Origin of the sequence: Candidatus Limnocylindrus sp., from assembly GCF_040397235.1 — a bacterium.
Lineage (GTDB): Bacteria > Chloroflexota > Limnocylindria > Limnocylindrales > Limnocylindraceae > Limnocylindrus.
On record NZ_JBBAWH010000002.1, the window covers coordinates 1 to 22,449 of the forward strand.

Annotated in this window: 23 protein-coding genes; 12 read left to right on the forward strand and 11 right to left on the reverse strand. The window is 63.3% G+C overall.

All coding sequences use genetic code 11. The features are described from left to right. The 4 genes from AC3LB0_RS01640 to AC3LB0_RS01655 all read left to right on the forward strand — a co-directional run. On the forward strand, positions 1–184 hold a 184-nt coding region (locus AC3LB0_RS01640), incomplete at its 5' end, for a hypothetical protein (protein WP_488649428.1). Then, positions 160–2,052 carry a DNA/RNA helicase domain-containing protein gene (locus tag AC3LB0_RS01645; RefSeq protein ID WP_488649429.1) on the forward strand — a complete coding sequence of 631 codons (1,893 nt, stop codon included), beginning with the start codon at positions 160–162 and terminating at the stop codon, positions 2,050–2,052. The genes AC3LB0_RS01640 and AC3LB0_RS01645, both read left to right, overlap by 25 nt. Before the next feature lie 8 nt (positions 2,053–2,060). Next, positions 2,061–2,402, forward strand: coding sequence for a DUF805 domain-containing protein (locus AC3LB0_RS01650; RefSeq protein WP_488649430.1), 342 nt, complete (start codon positions 2,061–2,063; stop codon positions 2,400–2,402). 51 nt (positions 2,403–2,453) lie between these two features. Continuing rightward, positions 2,454–3,527 (forward strand): hypothetical protein, encoded by a 1,074-nt coding sequence (locus AC3LB0_RS01655; RefSeq protein WP_488649431.1) that lies wholly within the window; start codon positions 2,454–2,456, stop codon positions 3,525–3,527. Positions 3,528–3,582: 55 nt separating this feature from the next. Here the strand turns inward: AC3LB0_RS01655 and AC3LB0_RS01660 are convergent, their stop codons facing one another. The 4 genes from AC3LB0_RS01660 to AC3LB0_RS01675 are packed head-to-tail and all read right to left on the reverse strand — an operon-like array spanning position 3,583 to position 8,068. Then, on the reverse strand, positions 3,583–3,747 hold the full coding sequence (locus AC3LB0_RS01660; protein ID WP_488649432.1) for a hypothetical protein: 165 nt from the start codon (positions 3,745–3,747) through the stop codon (positions 3,583–3,585). A gap of 5 nt (positions 3,748–3,752) precedes the next feature. After that, complete coding sequence (locus tag AC3LB0_RS01665) at positions 3,753–5,042, reverse strand: MFS transporter (RefSeq protein WP_488649433.1); 1,290 nt, start codon at positions 5,040–5,042, stop codon at positions 3,753–3,755. Continuing rightward, positions 5,043–7,736, reverse strand: coding sequence for a S8 family peptidase (locus AC3LB0_RS01670; RefSeq protein ID WP_488649434.1), 2,694 nt, complete (start codon positions 7,734–7,736; stop codon positions 5,043–5,045). Between the two features lie 5 nt (positions 7,737–7,741). Further along, complete coding sequence (locus tag AC3LB0_RS01675; protein ID WP_488649435.1) at positions 7,742–8,068, reverse strand: hypothetical protein; 327 nt, start codon at positions 8,066–8,068, stop codon at positions 7,742–7,744. Between the two features lie 40 nt (positions 8,069–8,108). Between AC3LB0_RS01675 and AC3LB0_RS01680 the strand changes: the two genes are divergently transcribed. Both AC3LB0_RS01680 and AC3LB0_RS01685 read left to right on the forward strand, forming a co-directional pair. Further along, the gene (locus tag AC3LB0_RS01680; RefSeq protein WP_488649436.1) at positions 8,109–8,771 is read left to right on the forward strand and encodes a DedA family protein; all 663 of its coding nucleotides are present in this window, start codon (positions 8,109–8,111) and stop codon (positions 8,769–8,771) included. A gap of 6 nt (positions 8,772–8,777) precedes the next feature. Beyond that, positions 8,778–9,527 carry a metallophosphoesterase family protein gene (locus AC3LB0_RS01685; protein ID WP_488649437.1) on the forward strand — a complete coding sequence of 250 codons (750 nt, stop codon included), beginning with the start codon at positions 8,778–8,780 and terminating at the stop codon, positions 9,525–9,527. Here the strand turns inward: AC3LB0_RS01685 and AC3LB0_RS01690 are convergent. Continuing rightward, complete coding sequence (locus tag AC3LB0_RS01690; RefSeq protein ID WP_488649438.1) at positions 9,524–10,747, reverse strand: glycosyltransferase; 1,224 nt, start codon at positions 10,745–10,747, stop codon at positions 9,524–9,526. The two genes, AC3LB0_RS01685 and AC3LB0_RS01690, sit on opposite strands and share 4 nt — an antisense overlap. Positions 10,748–10,754: 7 nt before the next feature. Continuing rightward, positions 10,755–11,468 carry a nucleotidyltransferase family protein gene (locus AC3LB0_RS01695; RefSeq protein ID WP_488649439.1) on the reverse strand — a complete coding sequence of 238 codons (714 nt, stop codon included), beginning with the start codon at positions 11,466–11,468 and terminating at the stop codon, positions 10,755–10,757. Between the two features lie 21 nt (positions 11,469–11,489). Here AC3LB0_RS01695 and AC3LB0_RS01700 point away from each other — a divergent pair, with 21 nt between their 5' ends. From AC3LB0_RS01700 to AC3LB0_RS01715, 4 genes are read left to right on the forward strand one after another with little or no spacing between them, the layout of a single operon-like run. Then, positions 11,490–13,823: an MMPL family transporter gene (locus AC3LB0_RS01700; RefSeq protein WP_488649440.1), complete on the forward strand. Its 2,334-nt coding sequence runs from the start codon at positions 11,490–11,492 to the stop codon at positions 13,821–13,823. Beyond that, the gene (locus tag AC3LB0_RS01705; protein ID WP_488649441.1) at positions 13,820–14,959 is read left to right on the forward strand and encodes a lipocalin-like domain-containing protein; all 1,140 of its coding nucleotides are present in this window, start codon (positions 13,820–13,822) and stop codon (positions 14,957–14,959) included. The genes AC3LB0_RS01700 and AC3LB0_RS01705 overlap by 4 nt, the downstream gene beginning before the upstream one ends. Before the next feature lie 21 nt (positions 14,960–14,980). Continuing rightward, entirely contained in the window at positions 14,981–15,205 is a 225-nt protein-coding gene (locus AC3LB0_RS01710; RefSeq protein WP_488649442.1) for a hypothetical protein, read from the forward strand. A 16-nt stretch (positions 15,206–15,221) separates the two neighbouring features. Continuing rightward, positions 15,222–16,307 (forward strand): PIG-L deacetylase family protein, encoded by a 1,086-nt coding sequence (locus AC3LB0_RS01715; RefSeq protein WP_488649443.1) that lies wholly within the window; start codon positions 15,222–15,224, stop codon positions 16,305–16,307. Here AC3LB0_RS01715 and AC3LB0_RS01720 read toward each other — a convergent pair. Genes AC3LB0_RS01720 through AC3LB0_RS01730 form a run of 3 tightly spaced genes read right to left on the reverse strand, consistent with a single transcriptional unit; the run spans position 16,304 to position 18,843 of the window. Continuing rightward, positions 16,304–16,585 carry a hypothetical protein gene (locus AC3LB0_RS01720; protein WP_488649444.1) on the reverse strand — a complete coding sequence of 94 codons (282 nt, stop codon included), beginning with the start codon at positions 16,583–16,585 and terminating at the stop codon, positions 16,304–16,306. The genes AC3LB0_RS01715 and AC3LB0_RS01720 overlap by 4 nt on opposite strands. After that, complete coding sequence (locus tag AC3LB0_RS01725; RefSeq protein ID WP_488649445.1) at positions 16,582–17,817, reverse strand: glycosyltransferase family 4 protein; 1,236 nt, start codon at positions 17,815–17,817, stop codon at positions 16,582–16,584. The genes AC3LB0_RS01720 and AC3LB0_RS01725 overlap by 4 nt, the downstream gene beginning before the upstream one ends. A 9-nt stretch (positions 17,818–17,826) precedes the next feature. Then, positions 17,827–18,843 carry a GNAT family N-acetyltransferase gene (locus AC3LB0_RS01730; RefSeq protein WP_488649446.1) on the reverse strand — a complete coding sequence of 339 codons (1,017 nt, stop codon included), beginning with the start codon at positions 18,841–18,843 and terminating at the stop codon, positions 17,827–17,829. 57 nt (positions 18,844–18,900) lie between these two features. Between AC3LB0_RS01730 and AC3LB0_RS01735 the strand changes: the two genes are divergently transcribed. Then, on the forward strand, positions 18,901–19,605 hold the full coding sequence (locus AC3LB0_RS01735) for a ComF family protein (RefSeq protein ID WP_488649447.1): 705 nt from the start codon (positions 18,901–18,903) through the stop codon (positions 19,603–19,605). A gap of 41 nt (positions 19,606–19,646) precedes the next feature. After that, a complete protein-coding gene (locus AC3LB0_RS01740; RefSeq protein WP_488649448.1) occupies positions 19,647–20,726 on the forward strand; it encodes a deoxyribonuclease IV in 1,080 nt (359 codons plus the stop codon). Here the strand turns inward: AC3LB0_RS01740 and AC3LB0_RS01745 are convergent. Continuing rightward, a complete protein-coding gene (locus AC3LB0_RS01745) occupies positions 20,723–21,727 on the reverse strand; it encodes a lysylphosphatidylglycerol synthase transmembrane domain-containing protein (RefSeq protein WP_488649449.1) in 1,005 nt (334 codons plus the stop codon). The genes AC3LB0_RS01740 and AC3LB0_RS01745 overlap by 4 nt on opposite strands. 8 nt (positions 21,728–21,735) lie before the next feature. Next, positions 21,736–22,446, reverse strand: coding sequence for a PHP-associated domain-containing protein (locus tag AC3LB0_RS01750; RefSeq protein WP_488649450.1), 711 nt, complete (start codon positions 22,444–22,446; stop codon positions 21,736–21,738). Between the last annotated feature and the right edge of the window lie 3 nt (positions 22,447–22,449).

The window sequence follows — 22,449 nt, forward strand, 5'->3', positions numbered from 1 at the left end:
GGCTCTCGCGCAGCGCCACGCTGAGATCGGCGCCGAACTCTCGGGCGATCTCTTCGGGCGAGGTGGCTTGAACGATGCGGCCGCACATGGGGGGAGAATAGCGGGCGGAAATTTGAGCGTGCGTCAGATACCTGGCATGCGTGTCGATATGATGCTGGCATGTACCTCTATCAAGGCGCCGTAAAGGAATTCATTCGCGACGCCCAGCTTAATCGGCTTGCGGACAAGATCGATCGAGCCTTTGCCCTTGAAAAGGGTCACCACGCCAATAAAGGAGAGGTGAACTCCTGGCGTAACTCCCTTCAGCAAATGTCGAATGTCTTCACTCTTGCCGAGCTCGGCCCGCAGGGAGTTCTCGTCGAGCTCCAGCTCCCCCTTACCTCTAAGCGGCTTGATGTAATGATTGCCGGAAAGCGTGCTTCCACAGCAGGCAGTGGCCCAGCTGACAATGCCATCATCATCGAACTAAAACAATGGAGCCACGTCAACGAAAGTTCAATGACGGAACATGTTGCTGTCGCTTTTTCTGGCGGAAGCCCGAAAGATACGCTTCATCCGAGCGCTCAAGTTCACAGGTACGAGCAATTCCTGCGCGACATGAGCGAACTATTTGCGTCAGGAGAAGTTGGATTGAGCTCGCTCGCATTCCTCCATAACCTCGATCGAACTTCAACGGTGGCGGCTCCACTCTACGCTCCCAAATTCCAAGATCTTCTCAGCACTTCCCCCATCTACGCACAAGACCAGATTGAAGAACTCGCAAGCCACCTTTCAGCACAAGTTGGAGATGGGGATAGCACTGGGCTCATTGAAAAGATCTCTTCTTCTGAGTATCGCCCAAGCAAGAAGCTCTTGGATCACGTAGCTTCTGTAATCGCAAATGAAGAGGCATTCGTGTTGCTGGATGACCAAGTAACGGCCTACATGGCTGTCCATGACGAGCTTCAGCGCGCCGGAAAGAAGAATAAGCCATCCACATTCATCATTAATGGCGGCCCTGGAACAGGAAAAAGCTTGATTGCATTGAAGTTGCTTGCAAGTGCTGCGGCTGAGGGGAAGACCGTTGCGCACGCCACTGGCTCACGCGCATTCACTGAAGGCCTACGCAAGCGTGTTGGGCCACGGGCTGGGCAGCTCATGAAGTATTTCAACTCATTTATGACGAATGGTGAGCCATTTGATTTGCTAGTTGCCGACGAGGCTCACCGCATTCGCGAGACGAGCGCGAACCAATGGACAAAGAAGGAAGACCGTGGCGGCTCGCAAATTGAGGAGCTTCTTGATTCAGCAAAGATTGCTGCATTCTTCATTGATGATCGGCAAGTGGTGCGGCCAGGTGAGGTTGGCAGTTCGGCCTTGATTCGCGAAGCGAGCGCGAAGCGTGGTCAGCCCGTGTTTGAATACGACCTCGCTGCGCAGTTCCGTTGTGGCGGGTCTGATACGTATGTGCGCTGGGTTGACCGGCTACTCGGCGTAAGCATGGTAGGTGATGAGATACTTGACATTGAGCCGCGTGAGTTTAATTTCTCGATTGTGTCGTCCCCGACGGAACTAGAGCGCAATGTTCAGCAATCGCTTAAGGCGGGGCAGAATTCCCGAATGGTAGCTGGGTTCTGTTGGCCGTGGAGTGATCCCCTAGGTGACGGCACGCTTGTTGATGACGTTGTGATTGGCGATTGGCAACGTCCATGGAACGCGAAGCCAACTGCGGGTCGCTTGGCTCCTGGAATCCCGAGCTCGAACGCCTGGGCTATCGACCCCGAGGGTGTTCACCAGGTTGGCTGCGTCTACACCGCTCAGGGTTTTGAGTTTGATCGAGTTGGGGTAATTTGGGGCGAGGACTTGGTTTGGCGTGCTGGCAATGGATGGGTCGCCCAAGCTCAGCATTCCTTTGACTCAGTTGTGAAGCGTGCTGATAAGAAAGATCCGGAGTTCTACCGCCGGCTAATTGCGCAAACCTATCGCGTGCTACTCACTCGCGGGATGAGCGGCTGCGCCGTAACCTTCACCGACGATGAGACACGTGACTATGTGCGCTCACTGATCAAGTAGGAGGCACCATGGACTTCACCAGCTCAATCAAGCGCAACATGACCACGGCGGCATATGCCCAGTTTGATGGGCGGGCCAGCCGTTCGGAGTACTGGTGGTTCTACCTCTTTACGGTGCTCGCCGGGCTTGCTGCCGACATGCTCGGCGGCACGGTCGGGAACCTCGCCACGCTCGCCTTCTTCCTGCCAGGCCTGGCGCTTGTGGTGCGACGCCTGCACGACGTGGGTCGCAGCGGCTGGTGGTTCTTCATCACGTTCACCATCATCGGCATCCCAGTGCTCTTCTACTGGTTGGTGCGGGCCTCTGACGCTGGGTCGAACATCTACGGCGAGGGGCCGGCGCGCGCATAGGGGTGCTCAAAGGGCGCCACTTCCATGTTTTAAAGAGGGTATGCTGAGCACATGTTGGATTGGACCTATCCAGAGACGAACGACGAGGCGGGCATCTTTGAGATTGGCCGGCGGCTCGCCATTGAGCTTGGCCGGGCGCCCGACGTTACGCGCTTCATCTATGACTCCCGCGAGATGCTGCTGGCAACTCGCGAGATTGAGCGCGGTGCCAAGGGTGGTCGCCTGCTGACCGGATTCCAGACGTCGTCAAAGCTCGAGCACGAGATTGCGCGATATGAGGCGCTCATGGCTGCGGGCACACGCATTACCGTGCTGGCCACCGGCGCGAAGCCGAGCGACCCACGCCTTGAGCCGCTCGACTACCGCGAGCTGCAGCACAGCACGCGCGAGCTCCCTAACCAGTGGGTGCTCGCATCCGACGATCCTGACCAACTCGCCTTTGTCAGCTATGAGATCGGTGATCCAGCGCAATTCGGCGTGGGTGGCGCGGCGACGGCGGGGAAGCAATTCGTTGGCTTCGTCAGTGACGACCCAGGTGTCGTTGCCCTGCTGATCACCGCCCTCGATGGCGTTCCTCGACCGATCCCGAAGGCGGCTCCACCTCCACCATCACCAACTACGGTCTCGCTCGTTGCCGACATCGACAAGATGACCGCCCCCGATGTGCAGGCGGGGCCAGGCGCCGTGGTGATTGCCGTTGGCCGCAACGATGACCGCCGTGCCTTCCTCACCGGCGCAGCGATTGCAAAGCGCGATGGTCGCTCCATCGTTCTTGTTGATCGAAGCTCAGAGGGGTTCACCGACCCGTACATGGACCTGCGCGGCGACGACGTCAACCGCCCATCACCAAACCGCCTCTTCAACGAAGACATTGCGCGACGCGAAGGGCGAGGCCTGCTCGTGAACTTTCTCGAGGCGGCGCGAATGCTTGGATTAGAGGCGGGCGGCTGGTTCCCCGTGAAGGCTGGCGCCGATGGGCTCGCCGAGGCGGCTCGTCGCTTTGGTGGCAGCATCTTCGTCTTGCCACCTGAGGCCGCGAAGCCAGGACTCGCAGAGCGTCTTCGTGGCATGGCACTCGATAAGCTCGCCGCCCAACTTGGTGCGCCCGTACTCGTTGCGCAGTAAGCGGCTCTTCGCCGCTGCTCGATAACGAAGGGCGTTCCGCTATTACCCCTCACGCCTAGCGCTTGGTTGTGTTCTGCGCCTTCGGATCGATCGTTACGGGTAGGCGTGGGCAGGTGCAGCGCTCGTCGAGCGGCACGCTCTTTAGGGCGTACTCGATGTGCTCGCCGCACCCCTCCCAGGTTGGCTTGCCGCACGTTGCGCAGGCGATCTCGTGACACACGGTGGTTACCTCTCTGCTGCGGCGGCAGTGCGATTGTCAAACTTCGCCGCCGATTCAATCGTAGGGTAGCGCCAGATTCGGGCATAGCCAAAGATCACAATGGGGATCACCGTCTGTAGCACGGCACCGACAATGAGCGCGTTTGGCCGGCCGAAGGCGTTGCCCAAGAAGCCGCCCAGCACGAAGCCGAGGGTGGCACCGAAGCCCCAGGCAAGCGTGCGGTTGATCGACATGACGCGCCCGAGCAAACGGTCGGGAACCGCCTGCTGGCGATAGGAGGTGACCGGCACGATGTAGATGAGCAGAAAGTAACCGCCAATGAAGAAGTTGGCGATCGAGAAGAGTGGCGCCAACTCGCGCGGCACAAAGGCCGCCAGTGGTAGCAGGAACTCGTTGAGACCGAAGAGGGCGGTGCCGATGATCAGGAGCTTGCCAAATCCCACACGCTTCACCAAGTACGGCGCGCTGATGCTGCCAAGGAATCCACCAAGGAAACCGGCTGAAGCTACTGCGCCGATCAGTGCGGGCTCAAAGCCAAGGTCGATGCGCTGAAAGATGATCGCCTGGCCGATCATGATGCCGTACGCAATATTGCCATTCACCCCTTCAAAAGTGATCAGGCGTAAGTTCGGTCGCACCCAGAGTGCGTGCAGTCCCTCCTTCAGGTCGTGCACAAGTGAGTTGCGCTTCTTGGGTGACGGCGGCTCCGGCGTGCGAATGGCGCGCAACGTCACGTAGCTCACCGCGAAGGTGATCGCGTCCACCACCATCACGAATGGCGCGCTAAAGATGCCGATCAGCGCGCCCGCTAACCCTGGCCCAACAAAGCCCGCACCCTCGCCCATGATTGCCATACGTGCGTTGAGCTTGAGCAGCGCGACGCCGCTAGCGAGTCGCGGAATGTACGCCGGCCACGCCACGTTGAAGAACACGGTCGCAGCGCCGAGACCAACCTGCATGACGATCAGCAGCGGCAGCGTGAGCACGTTGAGCACGTATGCAAGTGGAATCGCAAGCAGTAGCACCACGCGCACCAGGTCCGCGGCGAGCAGGTAGGCGCGTCGCGACGAACGATCAACCCAAACACCAGCCTGTAGCCCAATGAAGAGATATGCGAGCGTTGATGCCGCGCCAAGGAAGCCGGTGCCGAGTGAGTCGGCGCCAAGCAGGTCGACCGCCATGATCGGCAGTGCCAGCTGCGTGATCGAATCGCCAACCAGCGAGATCCCTTGTCCGGCGGTAACGAGGCGCAGGTCGCGCGGGTCATTCTTGGTGATCGCTGCGGCGCGCGCCATTTACTTTGCCGAAAGTTGTATGGAGTTCGAGTCGGTGCGTGCGCGCTCGTATCCAGCCTGATACATGAAGACACGCAAGAAGGCGTACTTTCCGGCGATCTTGCTGGTTACCGTGAGTTTGGTTGATGTTGCACCCTTGATCGCCGCGCAGCTCGTGCGCGGCGCGGCGCTACAGATGTACCACTGGTATTTGAAGCTTGGCGTTGGGCCGCCAACCCACGTGCCGCGTGTGCCGGACACGATGTTCCCGATCTGGTTGATGCGGGGCTGGGCCGTTGCACGCGCTGGTGCGAACACCGTGATGCGAACAGTTGCGTAGGCTGGTTGATGCCACTCATTGCCATCTTTGAAACCTTGCAAGATGCAGGTGCCGACCTTGAGGTAGCGGATCGTGCGCCCGCTGACCGTGCAAACCGTTCGTGTGAGCGACGTCGCGACGAATGGCGCCGCGGTGCTCCCGCCGCCGTTGCCATAGCTTCCTGTGCTACCGACAGATTGGTAGGCGGGGCCCACCTGGAAGATGAGTGGTGTTTGCGTGAGCCTGAACACCTCGAAGGTGCGCGTCACCGAGTCAGCCGCGCGATAGGTGCTTGTACCGGCCTGCTCGGCAAGAATGGTGCAGGTTCCTGGCCTGAAGACCTTCAACTCAAAGTTGGCGCCATTGAACTGTGGCTCGCACACGCTGCTGGAGAGGCCCGAGTAGCTGATGGGCAAACCAGCGCTGCTGAAGCGTGGCAGGAGTTGCGCGATCGTTGGATCAAAGCTGCGGTCACTCAGAGCATCGAGGCCGATCGTCTGACTCCCTTGCACGATGGTGAAGTTGCGCTCAATGGAGGTTGCGCGCTCATAGACGGCGTCCCCCGCCTGGGTCGCGAGCACGGTGCAGGTGCCCAGATCCAGTAGGCGCAGGCGCCAGGTGCTGACGAGGCTGTCGGGGGCGAGTGCTTCGCAAACGGTCGGCGTGCTGATCTCGTAGCTCACGCTTAGCCCTGAGCTCGCGCTCGCGGTGAGTGTGGGCGGGGCTGTGCCGTACGGAACATCTGCGGTGGTGAGGAACGGACCTGCGCCAAAGCTGATCGTTTGTGGTGTGCCGGTGATCGTGATGCTGACGCTCGCACTCGCTGCCACGTGGTCCTCGGCGGCGGGCGTTGCGGCATTAAGGGCACAGGTTCCTGTGCTTGTTGCAGTAAGTGTGCTTCCGTCCAAGGTGCAATTGGTCGCACTCTCACTGGCGACCGCTAGCGTGACAACGCCAGAGAAATCGCTTGACGCGGAGACGGTTGCGCTCTCACCAACCGCCATTCGGTCTGGTGCAGTGATCACAATCGTTGGTTGACCCATGTTGAGTGCGCCAACTGCGTCGAGCAGCCCCACTCCGCATTGGTGCTGTGAGCCAGTTGGGGTTTCACTTGTTGTGACGCACGGCCGCAGGGTATCGGCAGGGAACGGCCGAGCGCCGGCGTAGATCGCCGCCTCAATCTGGCTCGGTCCCCATGTTGGATGCAAGCTCGCAACGAGTGCAGCGACACCAGCAACATGCGGTGCCGCCATGCTTGTGCCCTGATAATTCGTGTAGCTATAGCCAGTGAGCGTGCTGGCGCCAGTGCCAATCGTGGAGAGAATGCCCGAATCGCGAGACATGTCACCACCTGGTGCGGCGATGTCAATGATGCTGCCGAAGTTCGAGTAGTTCGCCAACCCGCCCACTCGGCCCGTCGCTGCGACGGTCACCGTGTCGTTGCAGTTGGCTGGCGTGAAGTTTGCCGCGTCGCGGAAGCTGTTCCCCGCCGCCGTAACGACAACGGTGCCAGCGGCACGTGCTTGCGAGATCGCATCTTGTAGCGTTGACCAGCAGGAGCTGCCGCCACCAAGTGACATGTTGATGACGTCAGCCGGATGCGCATTGTCTGTTAGGCCGAATGCACTCCATGGGCGCCCGTCCCAACTTGTGGTGAGGCCAGCGGCCCAGCGAATGCCATCAATGACATCGTTGAATGATCCGCCACCCGCACCAAGAACGCGCACATGTTGAATTGACACGTTCGGTGCAATGCCACTGATGCCAATCTCGTTCTGCGCCGCACCAATCGTGCCCGCTACGTGCGTGCCGTGCCAGCTAGAGGGATTCGCCCACCAGTCTCCCTCGTCGGTTGGATTCATATCGCGTCCGTCGCCATCGCGTGCGGTGCCACTGTTCTCAATCATGTCAATGCCCCAACCCTCGGGCATGTTCGCGATCAGATCGGGATGGTTCGTTTGGCCAGTATCAATAACGGCGACAACAACACCGGCACCTGTCGAGGTTCCCCACGTTGGCGCAACGTTTGCAGCGCCCTCTTTTCCTGATGTTGGCGCGTGCATATCCCATTGCGATGCGTAGTACGGGTCAATCGGATCAATCAGCGGAAATGCGCGAATGTCAGGAATGACGCCAACGACACCAGGTGCCTGCTCCCACGCGGCGAGTGCCGTCTCTGCATCTTGGCCAGGTCGCAGTTGGATCTCACGCGTCTTTCCGTCGTCGCTCACTGCCGTACCGACAGTTGTGTTGTAGGCGAAGCGAACGGTGAGTGATTCGAATGGTTCAGGTGCGATGGTTGTACGTGTCGATGCGGCGCGTGCGGGTGCTGGAGCTGCGATTGCGCCGAAGATAAAAAGAGCCGCCATCACGGCGGCGGTCAGGCGGCGCAGCATGGTGACTATTCGCCGATCGTTGCCCAGATGAAGCCCATCATCAGGAAGAAGCCCGAGAAGAGGGCGACGAGGCCGACCGAGCCATACGGCGATGCGGCGGTCTTGTCGGTGAAGGTGCCAAGGAGGAGTCCGAAGCCGACCGCCCAGACGAGCCAGGCGCCGCCCCACACCACCTTGCCGTTGGGGCCTGTGATTAGGCGGCGCACCCAGGGGGTCTCGCGCTGCTCAGAGCTCATTGCGGCCTTCTGGAAGATGAAGACGAAGCCGCCACCGATCGCCATCGAGATGAAGAACTCGATCGGGTGGAGGAACGGGAGCGTGAACATATCCATGCTTCAATCATAGCGGGCGGATCTCTGGCACGATCAGGGCATGTTGAGTTGGCTAGACGAGGTCCTGATCCCCCTGATTACGAGCATGTACGAGGCGGTGGGCTACCTCGGCGTGGCGATCGCCATGGCGGTCGACGCCTCCAGCTTCCCCGTGCCGAGCGAGTTCATCCTCCCCTTCGCTGGATTCCTGGTAGCCGACCCTACGGCGGTCGAGCCGCTCACCGGGGGGCGCTGGCTCCTGATCCCCACGATCGCCGCCGCCACCCTGGGCGGCCTGGTCGGCACCTGGGGCGCCTACGCCATTGGCGCCTATGGCGGCCGGCCGCTGCTGAACCGCTTCGGCCGCATCGTGCGCATCGACCCTGCCGACCTCGACCGCGCCGATGCCTTCTTCGCACGACACGGCGGCAAGATCGTCTTCTGGAGCCGCTTCATTCCACTCCTGCGCACCGCTATCTCGTTCCCTGCCGGCATTGCCCGCATGCCGCTCGGTCGCTTCCTTCTCTATAGCGCCGTGGGCTCTCTTATATGGAACAGCGCCCTCATTGGTGGTGGCGCGGCACTTGGCCAGAACTGGGAGCAGGTCAAGGATTGGCTCAAGCCGCTCGACACACTCCTGCTGATCGCTGGCGTTCCTGCACTGCTGCTCCTTGCCGCCTGGCGACTCGGGCTCCTTGACCGCTTGCGCGATCGGCGCGGGTAGGCTGCTGTGAAGATTGCGGTCGTCAGCGACATTCATGCCAACCTCGCCGCGCTGCAGGCGGTGCTCGCCGACATCGATGCGGTCGCCCCTGATGCCGCGATTTGGCACACTGGCGACATCGTTGGCTACAACGCCGAGCCGAACGAGGTCGTTGCTCTGTTGCGTGAACGTGGTGCTGTTGGCGTAATGGGGAATCACGACGCGGCAGTGCTCGGCGAGCTTGATGTGAAGTGGTTCAATCCCGCCGCGGCTGCTGCAGTTCGCTGGACGGCTACGCACCTCACCCCAGAGAACGCCACGTGGCTGCATGCGCTGCCGAAGATCAGCGAGATGGGAGCCGCCACGTTGGTGCACGGCAGCCCACGCGAACCGCTCGGTGAATATGTCATTGATGCCGTTGGTGCACGTGAGAATTTGCTAGCGCTCTCCACGCCGGTGCTCTTTCACGGCCACACGCACGTTCCCGCCTATTGGGCGCTGCGTGGCGGGCAGGCGAGCTTGATTGACATTAACGGCCGCACGCAGCCGCTCCTCTCGCCGTCACTGATCAACGTTGGCTCTGTTGGACAGCCACGCGATGGCGACGTTCGTGCGAGCTGGGTCCTCTGGGATCGCAGTGACGATGGCTCAGCGATCGGTACGCTCGGCACGGTGCAGTGGCGACGCGTTCACTACGACATTGCACGAACACAATCGGGCGTGCGTGCAGCGGGGCTGCCGGAGTTTCTCGCCGAACGTCTCGCAGCGGGGCACTAGCGCGACGCGCGCTCGGCACTATCTTCGGCGACTGAGTCGAGCAGCGCGGCGATTGCCGGCCGATTCGCCGACCAGTGGAAGCTTGAGTGGCGCGCGGTGACCGCGGCGCGAAGGGCTGGAGCCTCGGCGCGCCGAATCGCATCGGCGAGCGAGGCGGGATCGTCGGCGACAAACGTCGTGCCGAGCCCCTCGCGCAGCAGGTAGTCGCCAGTCGCGGTGCCCGCCGCGGCGACCGTTGGCAATCCGGCTGCGAGGCCGTCGAAGACCTTGTTCGGCAACACGAGCAACTGGTTCTTCGTCGACTGCGACGGCCCATACAGGACGAGGTTCACGCTGCAACCCTCAAGCAGCGCCTCGAGTCGCGCCCGCGGTGCGCTGTTGGTTACGTGCACACGGCCAGAGAGGCCGAGGCTTGCTGCGAGCCTGTTCAGGTGCTCGAGCATTGAATCGGACGTGGTTCCGTCGAAGACCAGGTGGTGTTCGGGGAGAAACTGGAGCGCGCGGACGCCGAGGTCGGGGTTGCGGTTGGCGACGGTTGCGCCAATGTGCACCGCGATCGGAGCGCCTGCGGGGATGCCGAGAGCGGCGTGGATCCCCTCGGTCGCGAGCGGGGCAACATCGGGGGCGAGCGAAAGGATCACCTCGGCGGCGACCCCAGGGTGCTCGCGGCGAGTGTCGTCGATGAACTCCTGCGACACGGTGACGAGCCGGCTGACCGTGGGGATGAAGCGTCGGGAGATCTCCCGCCAGGTCGGCACCTGCTCCTCCGGGAGACCCCCTTGGTCGGCCCAGAGCTCGTGCATGTCGAAGACGATCGGGACTTGCGCGCTCCCACGGCCTCGAGCCGCCCGCGCCCAGGTTGCCACGGGGAGGGCGTCGAGATCAGCGGCCCAGTAGAGGTCAGGGCGTTCCCTGCGAATCGCGGCGGTAGCGCGATACCACCATCTTTTGGTGCTCGGCAGCCCTCGACCCAAGCGCTCGACAGGGGGGACCGCCGGCTCGTACCGTGGATATATTCCGAAGCGTGCGCTTATGCGATCCACTATTGAAGCGGCGGGTACGTCAATTCGCCGACAGCCGACGAGCTCGGGGTGCTCCGACGCGTCCGGATGGTCGAGGTAGGCGACCTCTGCACCGAGCGAGCGAAAGGTGTCGATGAAGCGCACCGTGCGCGTCGATGGACGTGGGTGCTCGATGACGAGGATGCGCAGTGCTGCCATCAACGGATCAGTCGCGCGGCGTGGCGTGGCGCGCGCCCACGTCGAGCAGCCCTTGGAGATAGCGCTCAGGCGTGCCGAAGTCGAGGTACGGGCCCTCGCCGAGCACCGCGCGGAGGTGGAGTGATGAAAGCTGGCTCGCCAGGTCGCGTTCGTCGGTAAAGCCGGTGGCCGCTCCTGCGCGCAGCAGCAGAGCGCCCCAGCCGATGATTTCGCCCGGCTCATCGTCTTCGCGTAGGTGGAGGCGCACATCGCGGACACGACCGTCATCGTTGATTGTCACCGCATCGAGCTGGCGACGGTCGCCGCGGAAGCAGAGGGTCACGCCGTCGATGTCGGGATGCGCGGAGAACTCGGCAAGCGCGCGCTCGAAGAGATCCTCGGGGTACCAGACGGTGTCGGGAAGGGCGACGGCGATCAGCGTGGCCGGATCGACAGACTGTGCCGCGAACGAGACGCTTGTCGGCAGCTCCCCCTGCGTCGGCTTGGCGACGAGGCGGAGCGGCAGTTCGGCGAGATAGGGGTCCTTCGCCCCGGTTGGGCTGACGACGCCGATCACCTCGTCGGTGATGCGGTGGATGCGGGCGAGCGTGAACGAGTAGAGCGGTCGGATGCTCCCATCAACGACGACCGGTGCGAGGGGCTTTGGAAAGGGGAGCCCGAGGCGCGAACCACTGCCGGCCATGGGAAGGACTCCAACGACTCGCTGGCGGACATCTTTCATTGTCGCGATCATAATAGGGTGATGCTCCCACACACGCCCCACCACACGCCGCGGCTGCCGCCCTTTGAACGACTCGGCGCCTGGGCACACCGCCGCCGCCGCGCGGTGATCGTCGCCTGGGGACTGCTAGTGCTACTGGCGATCCCGTTCGCGCCGCAGGCACCTGGGGCGCTCCAGGCGGGCGGCTTCGACCTGCCAACGCTGGAATCCGCACGCGCTCGCACGCTGCTAGAAGAGGAGCTTGGTGCGCCACCATCGGCGCTGGTACTGGCGATCTCTTCGGAGAGCTTGGTACCCGGGTCGATAGAGTTTGAATCGGCTGCCGCGCGCGCCGTTGCCGGTGTTGTGCAGGCGCCACACGTGGTTGCGATTCGCTCACACCTGATCGCGCCATCGCAGGTGAGCGTTGCTGACGGCATCGTCTACGACGTGGTCTTCTTGGATCTGAAGCCCGACGATTCACCTGAGGCGCTCGAGGGTGTTGCGGCGGCACTCGTTGCCGTTGACGGGCTCACCGTGCAGATCGCTGGTGGCCCCGCCTTCTACGCCGACATTCAGAGTGTTTCGGAGAGCGACCTGCGCCGCAGCGAGTTGATCAGCCTGCCGCTCGCAGCGATCGTGTTGCTGCTGGTCTTCGGCTCTGCAGTTGCGGCTGGCCTGCCACTCGCGGTTGGTGGGGCCGCGGTGCTCGTTGCGCTTGCCGCGATCTTCGGTGTTGCGCAGGTGACGCGCATGAGCGTCTTCGTGTTGAACCTCACCACGCTGCTCGGCCTTGGTCTTGGCGTGGACTATTCGTTGTTGATGGTGTCGCGATTCCGCGAAGAGCTCGGTCGTGGCAGCGCGCGCCGTGCCGATCGTGTAGCCCTGGCGGTGCAGCGCACCGTGGCGACCGCCGGTCGCGCCGTCTTCTTCAGTGGGGTCACGGTGATGCTCGGCCTTGTGGGTCTCGTGCTCTTCGACTTCGCCATCCTGCGCTCGATTGGCATCGCTGGGGCGATCACCGTGGCGCTCGCCGTGGTCGCCAGCCTCACCCTCCTCCCCGCACTCTTGGGCGTGCTCGGAGCACGGGTGGACCGCCTTGCTGTGCGCAAGGTGAGCTACGAGGAGCCGAGTGAGCAGGGCCGCTGGGCACGCCTCGCCCGTGGTGTGATGCGCCGCCCCCTCGCCGTTGCCGTGCCAACGCTAGTGCTCCTGGTCGCGCTCGGCTCGCCGTGGTTGGGCGTGAAGTTCAACGCCCCCGACGGCAGCATCCTGCCCGCGCGCGTGCCGAGTCGCCAGGCACTCGATGCACTCACTGGCTCGTTCGGTGAAGGCGAGTTCTCGCCGATGACCGTTGCGGTGCGTACCAACGGCGACGCCACCACGCCAGAGAACATTGCGCTCCTCTTTACCTGGGTGCGCGCACTAGAGGCCGATCCGCGCGTGGCACGTGTCGACTCCATCGTCTCTATTGATGAACGGCTCACGTTGGCGCAGTACCAGCTCCTCTACGACTCGCCAGGCGGTGCACCGCCCGATCGCTACGTGCAGCAGCTGCTCTCGGTCACAACGAAGGGTGATCTCACCGCCGTCACCATTACGCCGGCGCAGGGGCCGAACCGCCCCGACACGCGTGCACTTGTCGCTGAGCTGCGCGCCGCAACGCCAGATGCCGTTGGCGCTGGTGAGGTGACGAAGCTGACGCCACCCGCTGGGCTCACGACGCTCGTGGGTGGCGGTGCTGCAGAGATCGTTGACGTGGTTGACACCATCTCGTCGGAGTTCCCGCGCAGCGCACTCGTAGTGATTCTCGCAACGCTCATCATTCTCGCGGTGCTGTTGCGCTCAATCGTGCTGCCGATCAAGGCGGTAATCATGAACACGCTCTCCATTCTGGCGAGCTTCGGCGCGCTGGTCTGGATCTTCCAAGATGGCAACCTCTCTGCGCTGCTCGGCTTCGCGCCACTCGGTTTCGTTGAAACGACGATCCCCGTGATCTTGTTCTGCGTGCTCTTTGGCCTCTCGATGGATTACGAGGTCTTCTTGCTAACGCGCATGCGTGAGATCTACGATCGCACCGGTGACAACGCCGCCGCAGTTGCGGGCGGCTTGGAGCGCAGTGGTCGCATCGTCACGAGTGCCGCACTAATCGTTGTCGTAGTTGCTGGATCGTTCGTCTTCGCCGAGATCGTGCTGATCAAGGCGCTCGGCGTTGGTGTGGCGATTGCCGTGGCGCTCGATGCAACTATTGTTCGCGCGCTCCTCGTTCCCGCAACGATGCGCCTGCTCGGCGATAAGAACTGGTGGGCACCGAAGTGGATGGAGCGACTGCTCGCCGGTCGCATTGCCACAGAGTCAGAGGCGGAGCGACGATGATGCGGCGGTTGGCTCTTCTGTTCTTGAGTGCGGTGCTTGCCGCTGCATGTTCTGGCCCGATCTTGGCGAACTCACCAGCGCCAACGGGTGCGCCGTTCGAGAAGCCAACGCCGCGGCCGAGCACGGTTGATCCGATTGCTGTATCGCTCCCAAGAGATGATGCGCCACATGATCGACTAACCGAGTGGTGGTACGTCACTGGCCATTTGGCAACGCTGGACGGCACGCGTGAGTTTGGCTACGAGGCGGTGATCTTTCGTGCGAAACGTGGGCAGTTCCCGGTGACGTGGGCATCGCATATTGCCATTACCGAGAAGCCGCGTGTTGGTCGCTTAGGCTCGTTTAGCTATGACCAGCGTGTTGAGGTTGGCTCGCAGGTGAACGCTGCGCCGGTCATGTCGCGCGCGGTGAGCGCCGCCTTCGCCATCACTGGCGCGAATCCTCTTGAGCCCGCAACGCTTGGTCGCGATCCGTGGGTGATGCTCGTGCTCCCCGATGGCGGCATGGAGATCGGCGGCAACGGCCTGATGCTGCAACTTGGCGCTGGCCGCGCGCCCGTGCTGCACGACACCGATGGCTGGGTTGCCTTCGCCGATGCCGGCGGCTCGTACTACTACTCCCGCACGCGCATGCCAACGGGTGGCACGTTGACTGTTGGTGGTGAGACGCTCGCGGTAACGGGTAGCTCCTGGTTCGATCATCAGTGGGGCGACTTCATCGCCATCGGTGGCGGCGGTTGGGATTGGTTCGCGCTGAACCTCAGTGATGGCAGCGACCTGATGCTCTCGTACGTGCGCGCGAAGGATGGGAGCTACCCGCTCGTCTATGGCACCTGGGTTGGGGCCGACGGCGTGGTGCGGCACATCGAGGGGGACCAGATCACCCTGACCGCCCTCGGCACCTGGACCAGCCCACGCACCGGGGCGACCTGGCCTTCGGGCTGGCGAGTGCAGATCGCGCAGATTGGCCTCGACGTGACCGTCACCCCCGAGGTAGCGGATCAGGAGCTCAACACCCTCGAGAGCACCGGGGTCATCTACTGGGAGGGGGCGAACTCGGTCGCGGGGAGCCTTGCCGGGGTGCCGATCACCGGACGCTCCTATGTCGAGCTCACGGGGTACGCGACCCTTCGCTAACTCTCCCGCTAGAATCGGCGCATGACAGAGATCGGCTCCCAGCCAGTCGCCCCGAAGGTCGCTCCGCGCGATCGCGGGCCGCGCCGCTTCGTCACCTTCACCTACCTAGTGATTGGCGGCGTAATCGCCTGGGCGTTCATCTCTGGCCCCGACGGCTTCGCCGCTTCGGTGAACAAATTCCTCACCGCCACGCCGGCACCATCAGCATCGCCGAGCGCCTCACCGTCGACCAGCGCCACCCCGTAGCGACGGGCCGGCGCGCGTGAGCCACATCTTCGTCTCACCCCACCCCGACGACGCGGCGCTCTCGTGTGGCGGCCTGATCGCCAACCTGCGCGAGCTCGGCCAGAACGTGATCATCCTCAGCGTCTACTCCGGCCACGGCAGTCTCGATCGCCTCACCTCGTATCAGCGACAGGCGCTCGGCTTTGGTGGCAAGGCGATCTGGCCCGCATCACAGGCGTTCGACAGCGGCTCTATTGCCGCTGACCACAACGTACCTCGCGAAACGGCTGACGCACTCGCCCCATGGCAGGCCGAGCCGGCACGACTAAAGCAGACGCAGCGCGAGGCCGACGATAGCGCCAAGGAGTTCTGGCAGCGCGCATCGTGGTATCGCCGCGCCGACATCAGCGCCACCTCACTTCCAGGCGGACGCACGCGCGACACCAGCAACGGGCAGGGCGTGATCGATCCTGGCGCCGTTGCCGTTGCCGCCGCAGCTGGCGAGGCGATGGCACAGCGTCGCCAAGAGGATGAGCGCTACGCACTCTTCGCTGAAGCGGCGGTCGTCTTCCTCGATCTTCCCGACGCCGTCTTCCGCGGCTACGAGGGTGATGAGCAGCTGCTCGGCTCTGTGCGCGAGCACGACGCAGCGCCGATTGATCTGCTCCGTAAGGAGATCGCGCGACTAGAGCCGCAGCGTGTCTACTTCCCGCTCGGCATCGGCTCGCATGTTGACCACCAGCTCTGCCGCCGCGTTGGCGCCGCGCTGCTCAGTGATGCGCAGGCGTGGACGATGCCCGGCATTGACTGGAGCGACAAGGTTGCCTTCTACGAAGACTTCCCGTACGCCTACTGGCAGCAGTTCGATCCATCGGCTGGCCTACCGGCAAACTACACCGCTGGTCTCCCCGCCAACATTGACCTAACGCCTGAGATCGCCGACGTCACCGATGTGCTCGAGCAGAAGATCCAGGGGATTGCGCAATACGAGTCACAGATGCCGCACCTCTTCGGCTCCGTCGAGAAGATGGCCGACGCGGTACGAACGCAGGGTGCAACGGTTGCGCTTCAGAGTGGCCGCGGTGGTGCGGTCGAGCGCTACTGGAGCGCGGTGCGCAGCTAGCGCGAACGATTTCGCTTTCGCGTGGCAAACCATTCAATTGCGACAGCCGCTAAGGCTCCTACCGCAAAGATGATGCCGCCTGTCGGCACTGAGATAAAGAGGATCCAGATCACCGCGCCGTAGCCGCGTTCATCGAACGGATTGCTCGATGGGTCTGCGGCGAAATTCACCAGCAGTACGGCGAGTGGAGAGAGGGCGACGACGCCGGCAGTGGTGCTCAGCACGAGCCAATACCTTGGGGTGATGATTGGCGTCTGCGCCTTCGACTTTGTGCTCATTGCGACCCTCCGTTCACGCCTGTTCGATCAGGTACGTCATTCAATATACCACCCACAGCAAGCAGATAGATAGCCTCAATGTCGCGCAACATGTCATCAACACAGAACTTCGCGTGGACCAACTCGTGCCCAGCGCTCGCGAGTCGCTCGGCGAGTGCTCGATCGCCGAAGAGGAAGGCGATCGCCGACGCAAGGGCGGATGGATCTTGTGAGGGCACAAGGATGCCATTTTCACCGGAGTGAATCATCTCGGGGATTCCGCCAACGTTGCTGGCGATCACCGGTCGATTGGCAGCGAGCGCCTCGACGATCGCGAGCCCTTGCGCCTCGCGATAGCTCGGCATGACCACCACATCTGCAGCGGCAAGGATCTGCGGCACGTCTTCACGGCGCCCCAGGAAGTGCACGCTGGCACAGCAGACTTCAGCGCGAAGGTGTGCGGCGGCGAGCCCCTCGAGACGATCACGTTCCGAGCCTTCGCCAACGACGAGGAGGTGTGCCGCTGTGTAGTGGTGGTGCACCACGGGCCAGGCCTCAATGAGGGTGGGGTGCCCCTTCTCGGGCTCAAGGCGCCCCACCACTACCGCGAGTGGGGCGTCGGCAGGGATGTCGAACTCCGCACGAATCGCCTCGCCACCGGTCGCCTCATCGAAGCGCTCCAGGTCGACGCCGTTATAGATGCGACTGATCGCTGTGGTGTCGCGTCCCTCCGCCACCAACTTGTGGACGATGGCGTCGCTCACCGCAATAAGGCGGTTGATCTTGGGGGTGATGCGCTCCAGCAACTCGCGGTCGTCGGGGGAGCGGAAGCGGCTCGAGTGCACCGTTGAGACCATGTACGGGCGGTGTCCCGTGCGCTGCTCCACTAGATCAAGCGCAGCCACGCCAACCACCTCGGCGCGGTACATGTGGGCGTGTAGCACCTGGGCGTTGAGGGCAATCAGTCGGTCCGCCAGCAGCTCGGCAGAGCGCTGGTCACTTGGCTCTTCGATCACCTCGGTGGCGTAACCGAGGCGCTGTAGACGCGCCATGGTGCTGCCGTGCGAGAGCGAGATCACGTGCGTCTCGTGTCGTGACAGGTCGAGGCGCATCACCGTGCTCACCACGCTCTCTTGTGCGCCGCCGTTGGTGCCGGTCGCGAGCAGCTGCACCACGCGCAGTCGCGTGCCATCAGGGAGCGGCCCTACCGGTGCGCGTCCGCCACATCGTTCACCCGCCTTCGGCTTAGTCATGCGACGCACTCATGCCGCTGGCACCGTAACCATCAGCACATCCACATCTGCGGCGCCAACCTCGTACTTGTAGTTCTCGTTGCCGCGCAAGAAATCAAAGGTCTCTTTGCGTTCGGTGATCGCCATCTGCAGCCCATGTGCGAAGAGCAGGATTCCTGGCGAGAGTGCGCGAGCGGCAAGTTCGCCACCAGCATTCCAGTAGCGAATGCCCGTTGCGTCACGCAAGAAGAGTCCCGCGGCAAACGCGCCGAACTCCAGATTCCGCGCGACGATCAACGTAATCAAATCTTCTGGCGCTCGTGCAAATAGCTCACGCATGAACGCCTCGTCGCGCGCACCCTTCTCGTCATCGGTGAAGAGCCCGTGATGGCCCCATCGTGCGCGATGCAGCTTGATGAACTCGGCGAGATCGTCAACGGCGTGCGGCTTCGTAGTAATCGTTACGCCAGCACCTTCGCCGCGTCGCACCTTGCGGCGGATCTCGTGACGATCCTTCTTATCGATGCGCTCGAGGTGTTCATCGAACGTGGTGATGTTTGTGAGGTTGATTGCCGGTGCAGGATCTTCGACGGTCAGCGTTGTGGCTCGTGTTCTGTTGTTCGCGAGTGCGCTCATGAAGAGCTCGTGTGCGCGATCGGCACGGCGCAAGCGTCGAAGGTCGAGTGCGGCCGTATCCGTGAAGAGATGTGCGACAAGCGCATCTGCCGCGGCGATCGCGCTCTCCGATTCGCCTAAGTCAATCAGCACCGTGGCGTAGTCGATGTGATACGTCGCGCCGAGGTAGCGCACGCCATCTGGCCGAAGCATGAGCGGGAGATAAGCGTAGAGCGCGCCAGCGGCGTCGTAAACGGCGAGTGAGATGTCGGTGGCGTCGGCGCCGTAGCCGATCCACCACGCCTCGTGAACGGCGCGGTTACTAAAGGCGCTTGCAGTTGGGTTTGTTGCCAGGAGTCGCTCCCACTCGCTGGCCGGTAGTTCGGCGAGCGGCAGGGTTCGAACGGTCCAGGCGATAGTGGTGGAGGTCATCTGCCTATCGTACCGCCCGTTACGCAGGGGGTACGTGCGACGCACGATCCTGCGTGAATGCAGTTCACCGAGCGTGCTCGCGATGCTCTCGCCGAGTTGCAGCGCGCCGCTGCACCAGTGTTGGCGCTCCTCGCCCCGCAACGCTGCGGCGCCTGCGGCGTGGAGGGGGCGCTCCTCTGCTCCGAGTGTTGCGGCGAGCTTGGTCTCACCGGCGCTGGAAGTGTGGAGCGCGGTGCCGCACCAGCCGGATGCGTCGCTGGAGCCTGGATTGGTCCGTACGAGGGAGGCCTTGGTGAGGCGGTGCGCACCTTGAAGTTTCACGGCGTCCCCGCGCTCGCTGAACCACTGGGGGTTGGCCTACAAAGCGCGATCTATGCCGTGCAGCGCGAGCTCGGTGGTGACGCCACGCTCGTACCTATTCCAACGGACCCGGCACGCCTCCGGGATCGCGGCTTCGATCATGCTGCGCTGATTGCGGCTGCGGCTGCGCGCGCGCTCCCCTGTGAACTTGCGGCGCTGCTTGAGCGCACCAGGGCGGTACCTGCGCTGCATACGCTCGGTCGTGCTGGGAGGCGGCGGGTCATGGACCGCGTCTTCGCGGTGCGCGCGGGTGCCACAATGCCGCAGCGCGTGATTCTGGTCGACGACATTTGGACAAGTGGTGCCACCTTCGAGGCGGCGGCGGCGACCTTGCGAGCTGCTGGGTGCACGACCATCGGCGTGGTCGCCGTGACCCGAGAGGCGCTGGTGAACGGTGCGTAAGGCGACGAGCGGTCTCTGGCGCGGCGTGGCAATCTCTCCCCATGGCAGCCAAGCGACCGAAACTGAAGAGCAGCGCACCAGCCGCGGCGGCTGGGCGACTCGATCGCATGCTCGGCGCCCACCTCGCCGCAGGTCCTGGCCTCGTCAAGGCGGCCGATCGCGCCGCAGCGGTTGGGGCGATGGGGCTGCAGATCTTCACCGGCAACCCAACGGGCTGGGCGCGTCGCGCCGAACTCCCCAAGGAGCTCCCCGCCTTCCGCGCCCGCATGAAGGAGCACGGCTTCGGGCCGCTCGCCGTACACGCCGCCTATCTGGCGAACCTCGCCGGACCGAACCCTCTCTTCCGTGAGAAGACGGTGGAGCTGCTCCGCCACGAACTTCGCGTGGCGCCTGAGTACGGCGCCTCGTTCGTCAACGTCCATATCGGCTCACATATGGGGACCGGTATTGAGGCGGGTGTTGCCCGCGTCGCCGAGGCGGTGGAGCGCATCCTGGACGGCGTGCCGCTCGCCGACGACTCGGCACTCCTGGTGCTCGAGAACAGTGCTGGTGGCGGCAATGGGATCGGCGAGAGCCTTGACGAGTTGATCGACATCCACGAATCAATGGGCGCCCGCGGCATCGACCTGTCGCGCGTTGCCTACTGCCTCGACTCCGCCCACCTCTGGGGTGCTGGCGTTGAGATGAAGGGCGACGATGAGGTCGACCGCCTTGTGGAGCAGTTCGACAAGAAGATTGGCCTCGAGAAGCTGGTGATGATTCACTACAACGACAGCAAGGCGGCGCACGGCTCAAAGCTCGATCGTCACCAACACATCGGTGGCGGCGAGGTTGGCACGCGCGGTCTTGCGGCGCTCATTCGCCATCCGCGCCTCGCGCACGTCAACTACTACCTCGAGACCCCTGGCATGGAGGCGGGTTGGGACAAGCTCAACATTGAGCGCAGCCTGCAGCTCTCCGAAGGGACACTCAAGCTGAAGCCACTCCCCGCCGAAGAGCCGAAGGTCAAGAAGGTGAAGACGGTTCCAGCGAAGCCGGTTCCTGCCGCCAAGCCAGCTGCAAAGAAACCGGCCGTAACGAAGACTGCCGCGAAAAAGCCCGTCGCGAAGAAGAAGCGCTAGCGCAACGAACCAACACCGCGCCGATACGGCGAGAGGGCGAAGAGCGCACCACCGCCAACGATCAAGCTGCCAACACCAACGAGGCGATCGAGCAGCGCGAGCGCAATTGCCGACTCGGGTGAGAAGCCGAAGAGCGCAACGAGAATGCCGACCATCCCCGCCTCAACAACGCCGATTCCTGCTGGCGTGAATGGCACCACGGTGAGCACCGCCGAAACGAGCGCCACAAAGATCGTGCTCGCAATGCCGATCTGACCGGCCGCTGGATTCACCACAAAGAGCCCAAGCGCCATAGCGACCGCGGCGAGTCGGAGTGACTCGCCGATCCAGATCGCCAGCGAGAACGGCAGGGCGGTGCGAACCACTCTTCCGCCGCTCCCTGCGCGCAGCGACGCCGCGGCGTTGGTGAAGCCGCTCTTGATCGCATCGGGGATCGGCAGCGCGTAGATGAGTGTGGCAGCAAAGCCGCGTGCAACGAGCAGAAACAGCGTTGTCGCCGCTGCGACGCCGAGGGCGATCGCGGTGAGCGCGAGCGCGGTTGGTGGCAGCTTTCCACCGAAGGCCACAAAGGTCGAGGCGGCACCAAGGAGCGCGACGGTGGCGAGGTCAACGAGTCGCTCCGCAATCACCGTGCCGACGGCGTTACCAAACGACGTTGCGCCATTGTGCTTCAGCAGCCAGCCGCGATAGACATCACCCATCTTCGCCGGCAAGACACAGTTCACCCAGAATGAGAGGGTGAGAATCTCCGTTGCGGCGCGTCGCGAGATTTGCAGACCAGACGCGGCAAGGATCATGCGCCAGCGCAAGCCTCGCAGCGGAAAGGTGCTCCAACTGGCTGCGAGCGCAACAAGAATCCATGCGGCGTTCGCGCGATTAAGCGTTGCGGCTACTTCAGCAAGGTTGAATGAGGTCGCAGCGCGCAACACGCCTGCCACGAGGACCACCGTCAGGAGCAGGGCGAAGATGGTGGAGCGGCGCGTCAGTCGGGCGAGCAGCATCTGATCGCCTAGCGTTCGCCGAAGGTCACGCCTGGGCGCACGCGTCGATTCCCACGGGTGGCATTAACGAGCTTTGCGATCGGCGTGAAGAGGCGCGCAAGGAGTGCGCCACGACCAGTGATGCGCGTGAGGTCGCCGTGCAGCGCCGAATGAAATCCGGCTGCGGTGTCGAGGTCGCCGGTCATGATCGTGGCGGCGCCACCGATCTCGAGCAGCGTGTGTGCATCGCTCGCAGCTACCGACGGAATACCGCGAGCGATTGCAAGTTCGGTGGCACGCTGGTTGCCGCCTGGCGCAACGAGTCGGGCGTTCCAGCCTTCGATCCAGTCGACCTCGCTCAGCAGCGAGAGGGCCGCCTCGTCGCGAAGCAGCGAGCCACGCCAGCCGTCGAACGGGTGGGGGATCCCCACGAGCCCACCCTGATCGCGAATGGCGGCGATCGCCTCGCTGGCGGGGAGGCCGGCGGCGATGGGGCGCTCGAGGAAGAGGGCGATCAGGTCTCCCTGGGCGGTGCGCACCTCAGAGCCAACGATCACCGCCAGCCCAGGGGTGACGGCGTCACGGGCACGCAGGGCGCCGTCGATGCGGTCGTGGTCGGTGATGGCGAGGTGGGTAATCCCCCGCGACGCCGCGGTACGGGCAACGGCGACCGGGTCGCTCAGGGAGTCGAAGCTTGCGCTGGTGTGGCAGTGCAGGTCAACGACGGCGCGGGCCGCCATAGG

Excerpts from the sequence above, each read along its gene's own strand:
- AC3LB0_RS01645 (WP_488649429.1), top strand. The coding sequence starts at position 160 with ATGTACCTCTATCAAGGCGCCGTAAAGGAATTCATTCGCGACGCCCAG.
- AC3LB0_RS01650 (WP_488649430.1), top strand. The coding sequence starts at position 2,061 with ATGGACTTCACCAGCTCAATCAAGCGCAACATGACCACGGCGGCATAT.
- AC3LB0_RS01655 (WP_488649431.1), top strand. The coding sequence starts at position 2,454 with ATGTTGGATTGGACCTATCCAGAGACGAACGACGAGGCGGGCATCTTT.
- AC3LB0_RS01665 (WP_488649433.1), bottom strand. The coding sequence starts at position 5,042 with ATGGCGCGCGCCGCAGCGATCACCAAGAATGACCCGCGCGACCTGCGC.
- AC3LB0_RS01670 (WP_488649434.1), bottom strand. The coding sequence starts at position 7,736 with ATGCTGCGCCGCCTGACCGCCGCCGTGATGGCGGCTCTTTTTATCTTC.
- AC3LB0_RS01675 (WP_488649435.1), bottom strand. The coding sequence starts at position 8,068 with ATGGATATGTTCACGCTCCCGTTCCTCCACCCGATCGAGTTCTTCATC.
- AC3LB0_RS01680 (WP_488649436.1), top strand. The coding sequence starts at position 8,109 with ATGTTGAGTTGGCTAGACGAGGTCCTGATCCCCCTGATTACGAGCATG.
- AC3LB0_RS01690 (WP_488649438.1), bottom strand. The coding sequence starts at position 10,747 with ATGGCAGCACTGCGCATCCTCGTCATCGAGCACCCACGTCCATCGACG.
- AC3LB0_RS01695 (WP_488649439.1), bottom strand. The coding sequence starts at position 11,468 with ATGAAAGATGTCCGCCAGCGAGTCGTTGGAGTCCTTCCCATGGCCGGC.
- AC3LB0_RS01700 (WP_488649440.1), top strand. The coding sequence starts at position 11,490 with ATGCTCCCACACACGCCCCACCACACGCCGCGGCTGCCGCCCTTTGAA.
- AC3LB0_RS01705 (WP_488649441.1), top strand. The coding sequence starts at position 13,820 with ATGATGCGGCGGTTGGCTCTTCTGTTCTTGAGTGCGGTGCTTGCCGCT.
- AC3LB0_RS01710 (WP_488649442.1), top strand. The coding sequence starts at position 14,981 with ATGACAGAGATCGGCTCCCAGCCAGTCGCCCCGAAGGTCGCTCCGCGC.
- AC3LB0_RS01720 (WP_488649444.1), bottom strand. The coding sequence starts at position 16,585 with ATGAGCACAAAGTCGAAGGCGCAGACGCCAATCATCACCCCAAGGTAT.
- AC3LB0_RS01725 (WP_488649445.1), bottom strand. The coding sequence starts at position 17,817 with ATGACTAAGCCGAAGGCGGGTGAACGATGTGGCGGACGCGCACCGGTA.
- AC3LB0_RS01730 (WP_488649446.1), bottom strand. The coding sequence starts at position 18,843 with ATGACCTCCACCACTATCGCCTGGACCGTTCGAACCCTGCCGCTCGCC.
- AC3LB0_RS01735 (WP_488649447.1), top strand. The coding sequence starts at position 18,901 with ATGCAGTTCACCGAGCGTGCTCGCGATGCTCTCGCCGAGTTGCAGCGC.
- AC3LB0_RS01740 (WP_488649448.1), top strand. The coding sequence starts at position 19,647 with ATGGCAGCCAAGCGACCGAAACTGAAGAGCAGCGCACCAGCCGCGGCG.
- AC3LB0_RS01745 (WP_488649449.1), bottom strand. The coding sequence starts at position 21,727 with ATGCTGCTCGCCCGACTGACGCGCCGCTCCACCATCTTCGCCCTGCTC.
- AC3LB0_RS01750 (WP_488649450.1), bottom strand. The coding sequence starts at position 22,446 with ATGGCGGCCCGCGCCGTCGTTGACCTGCACTGCCACACCAGCGCAAGC.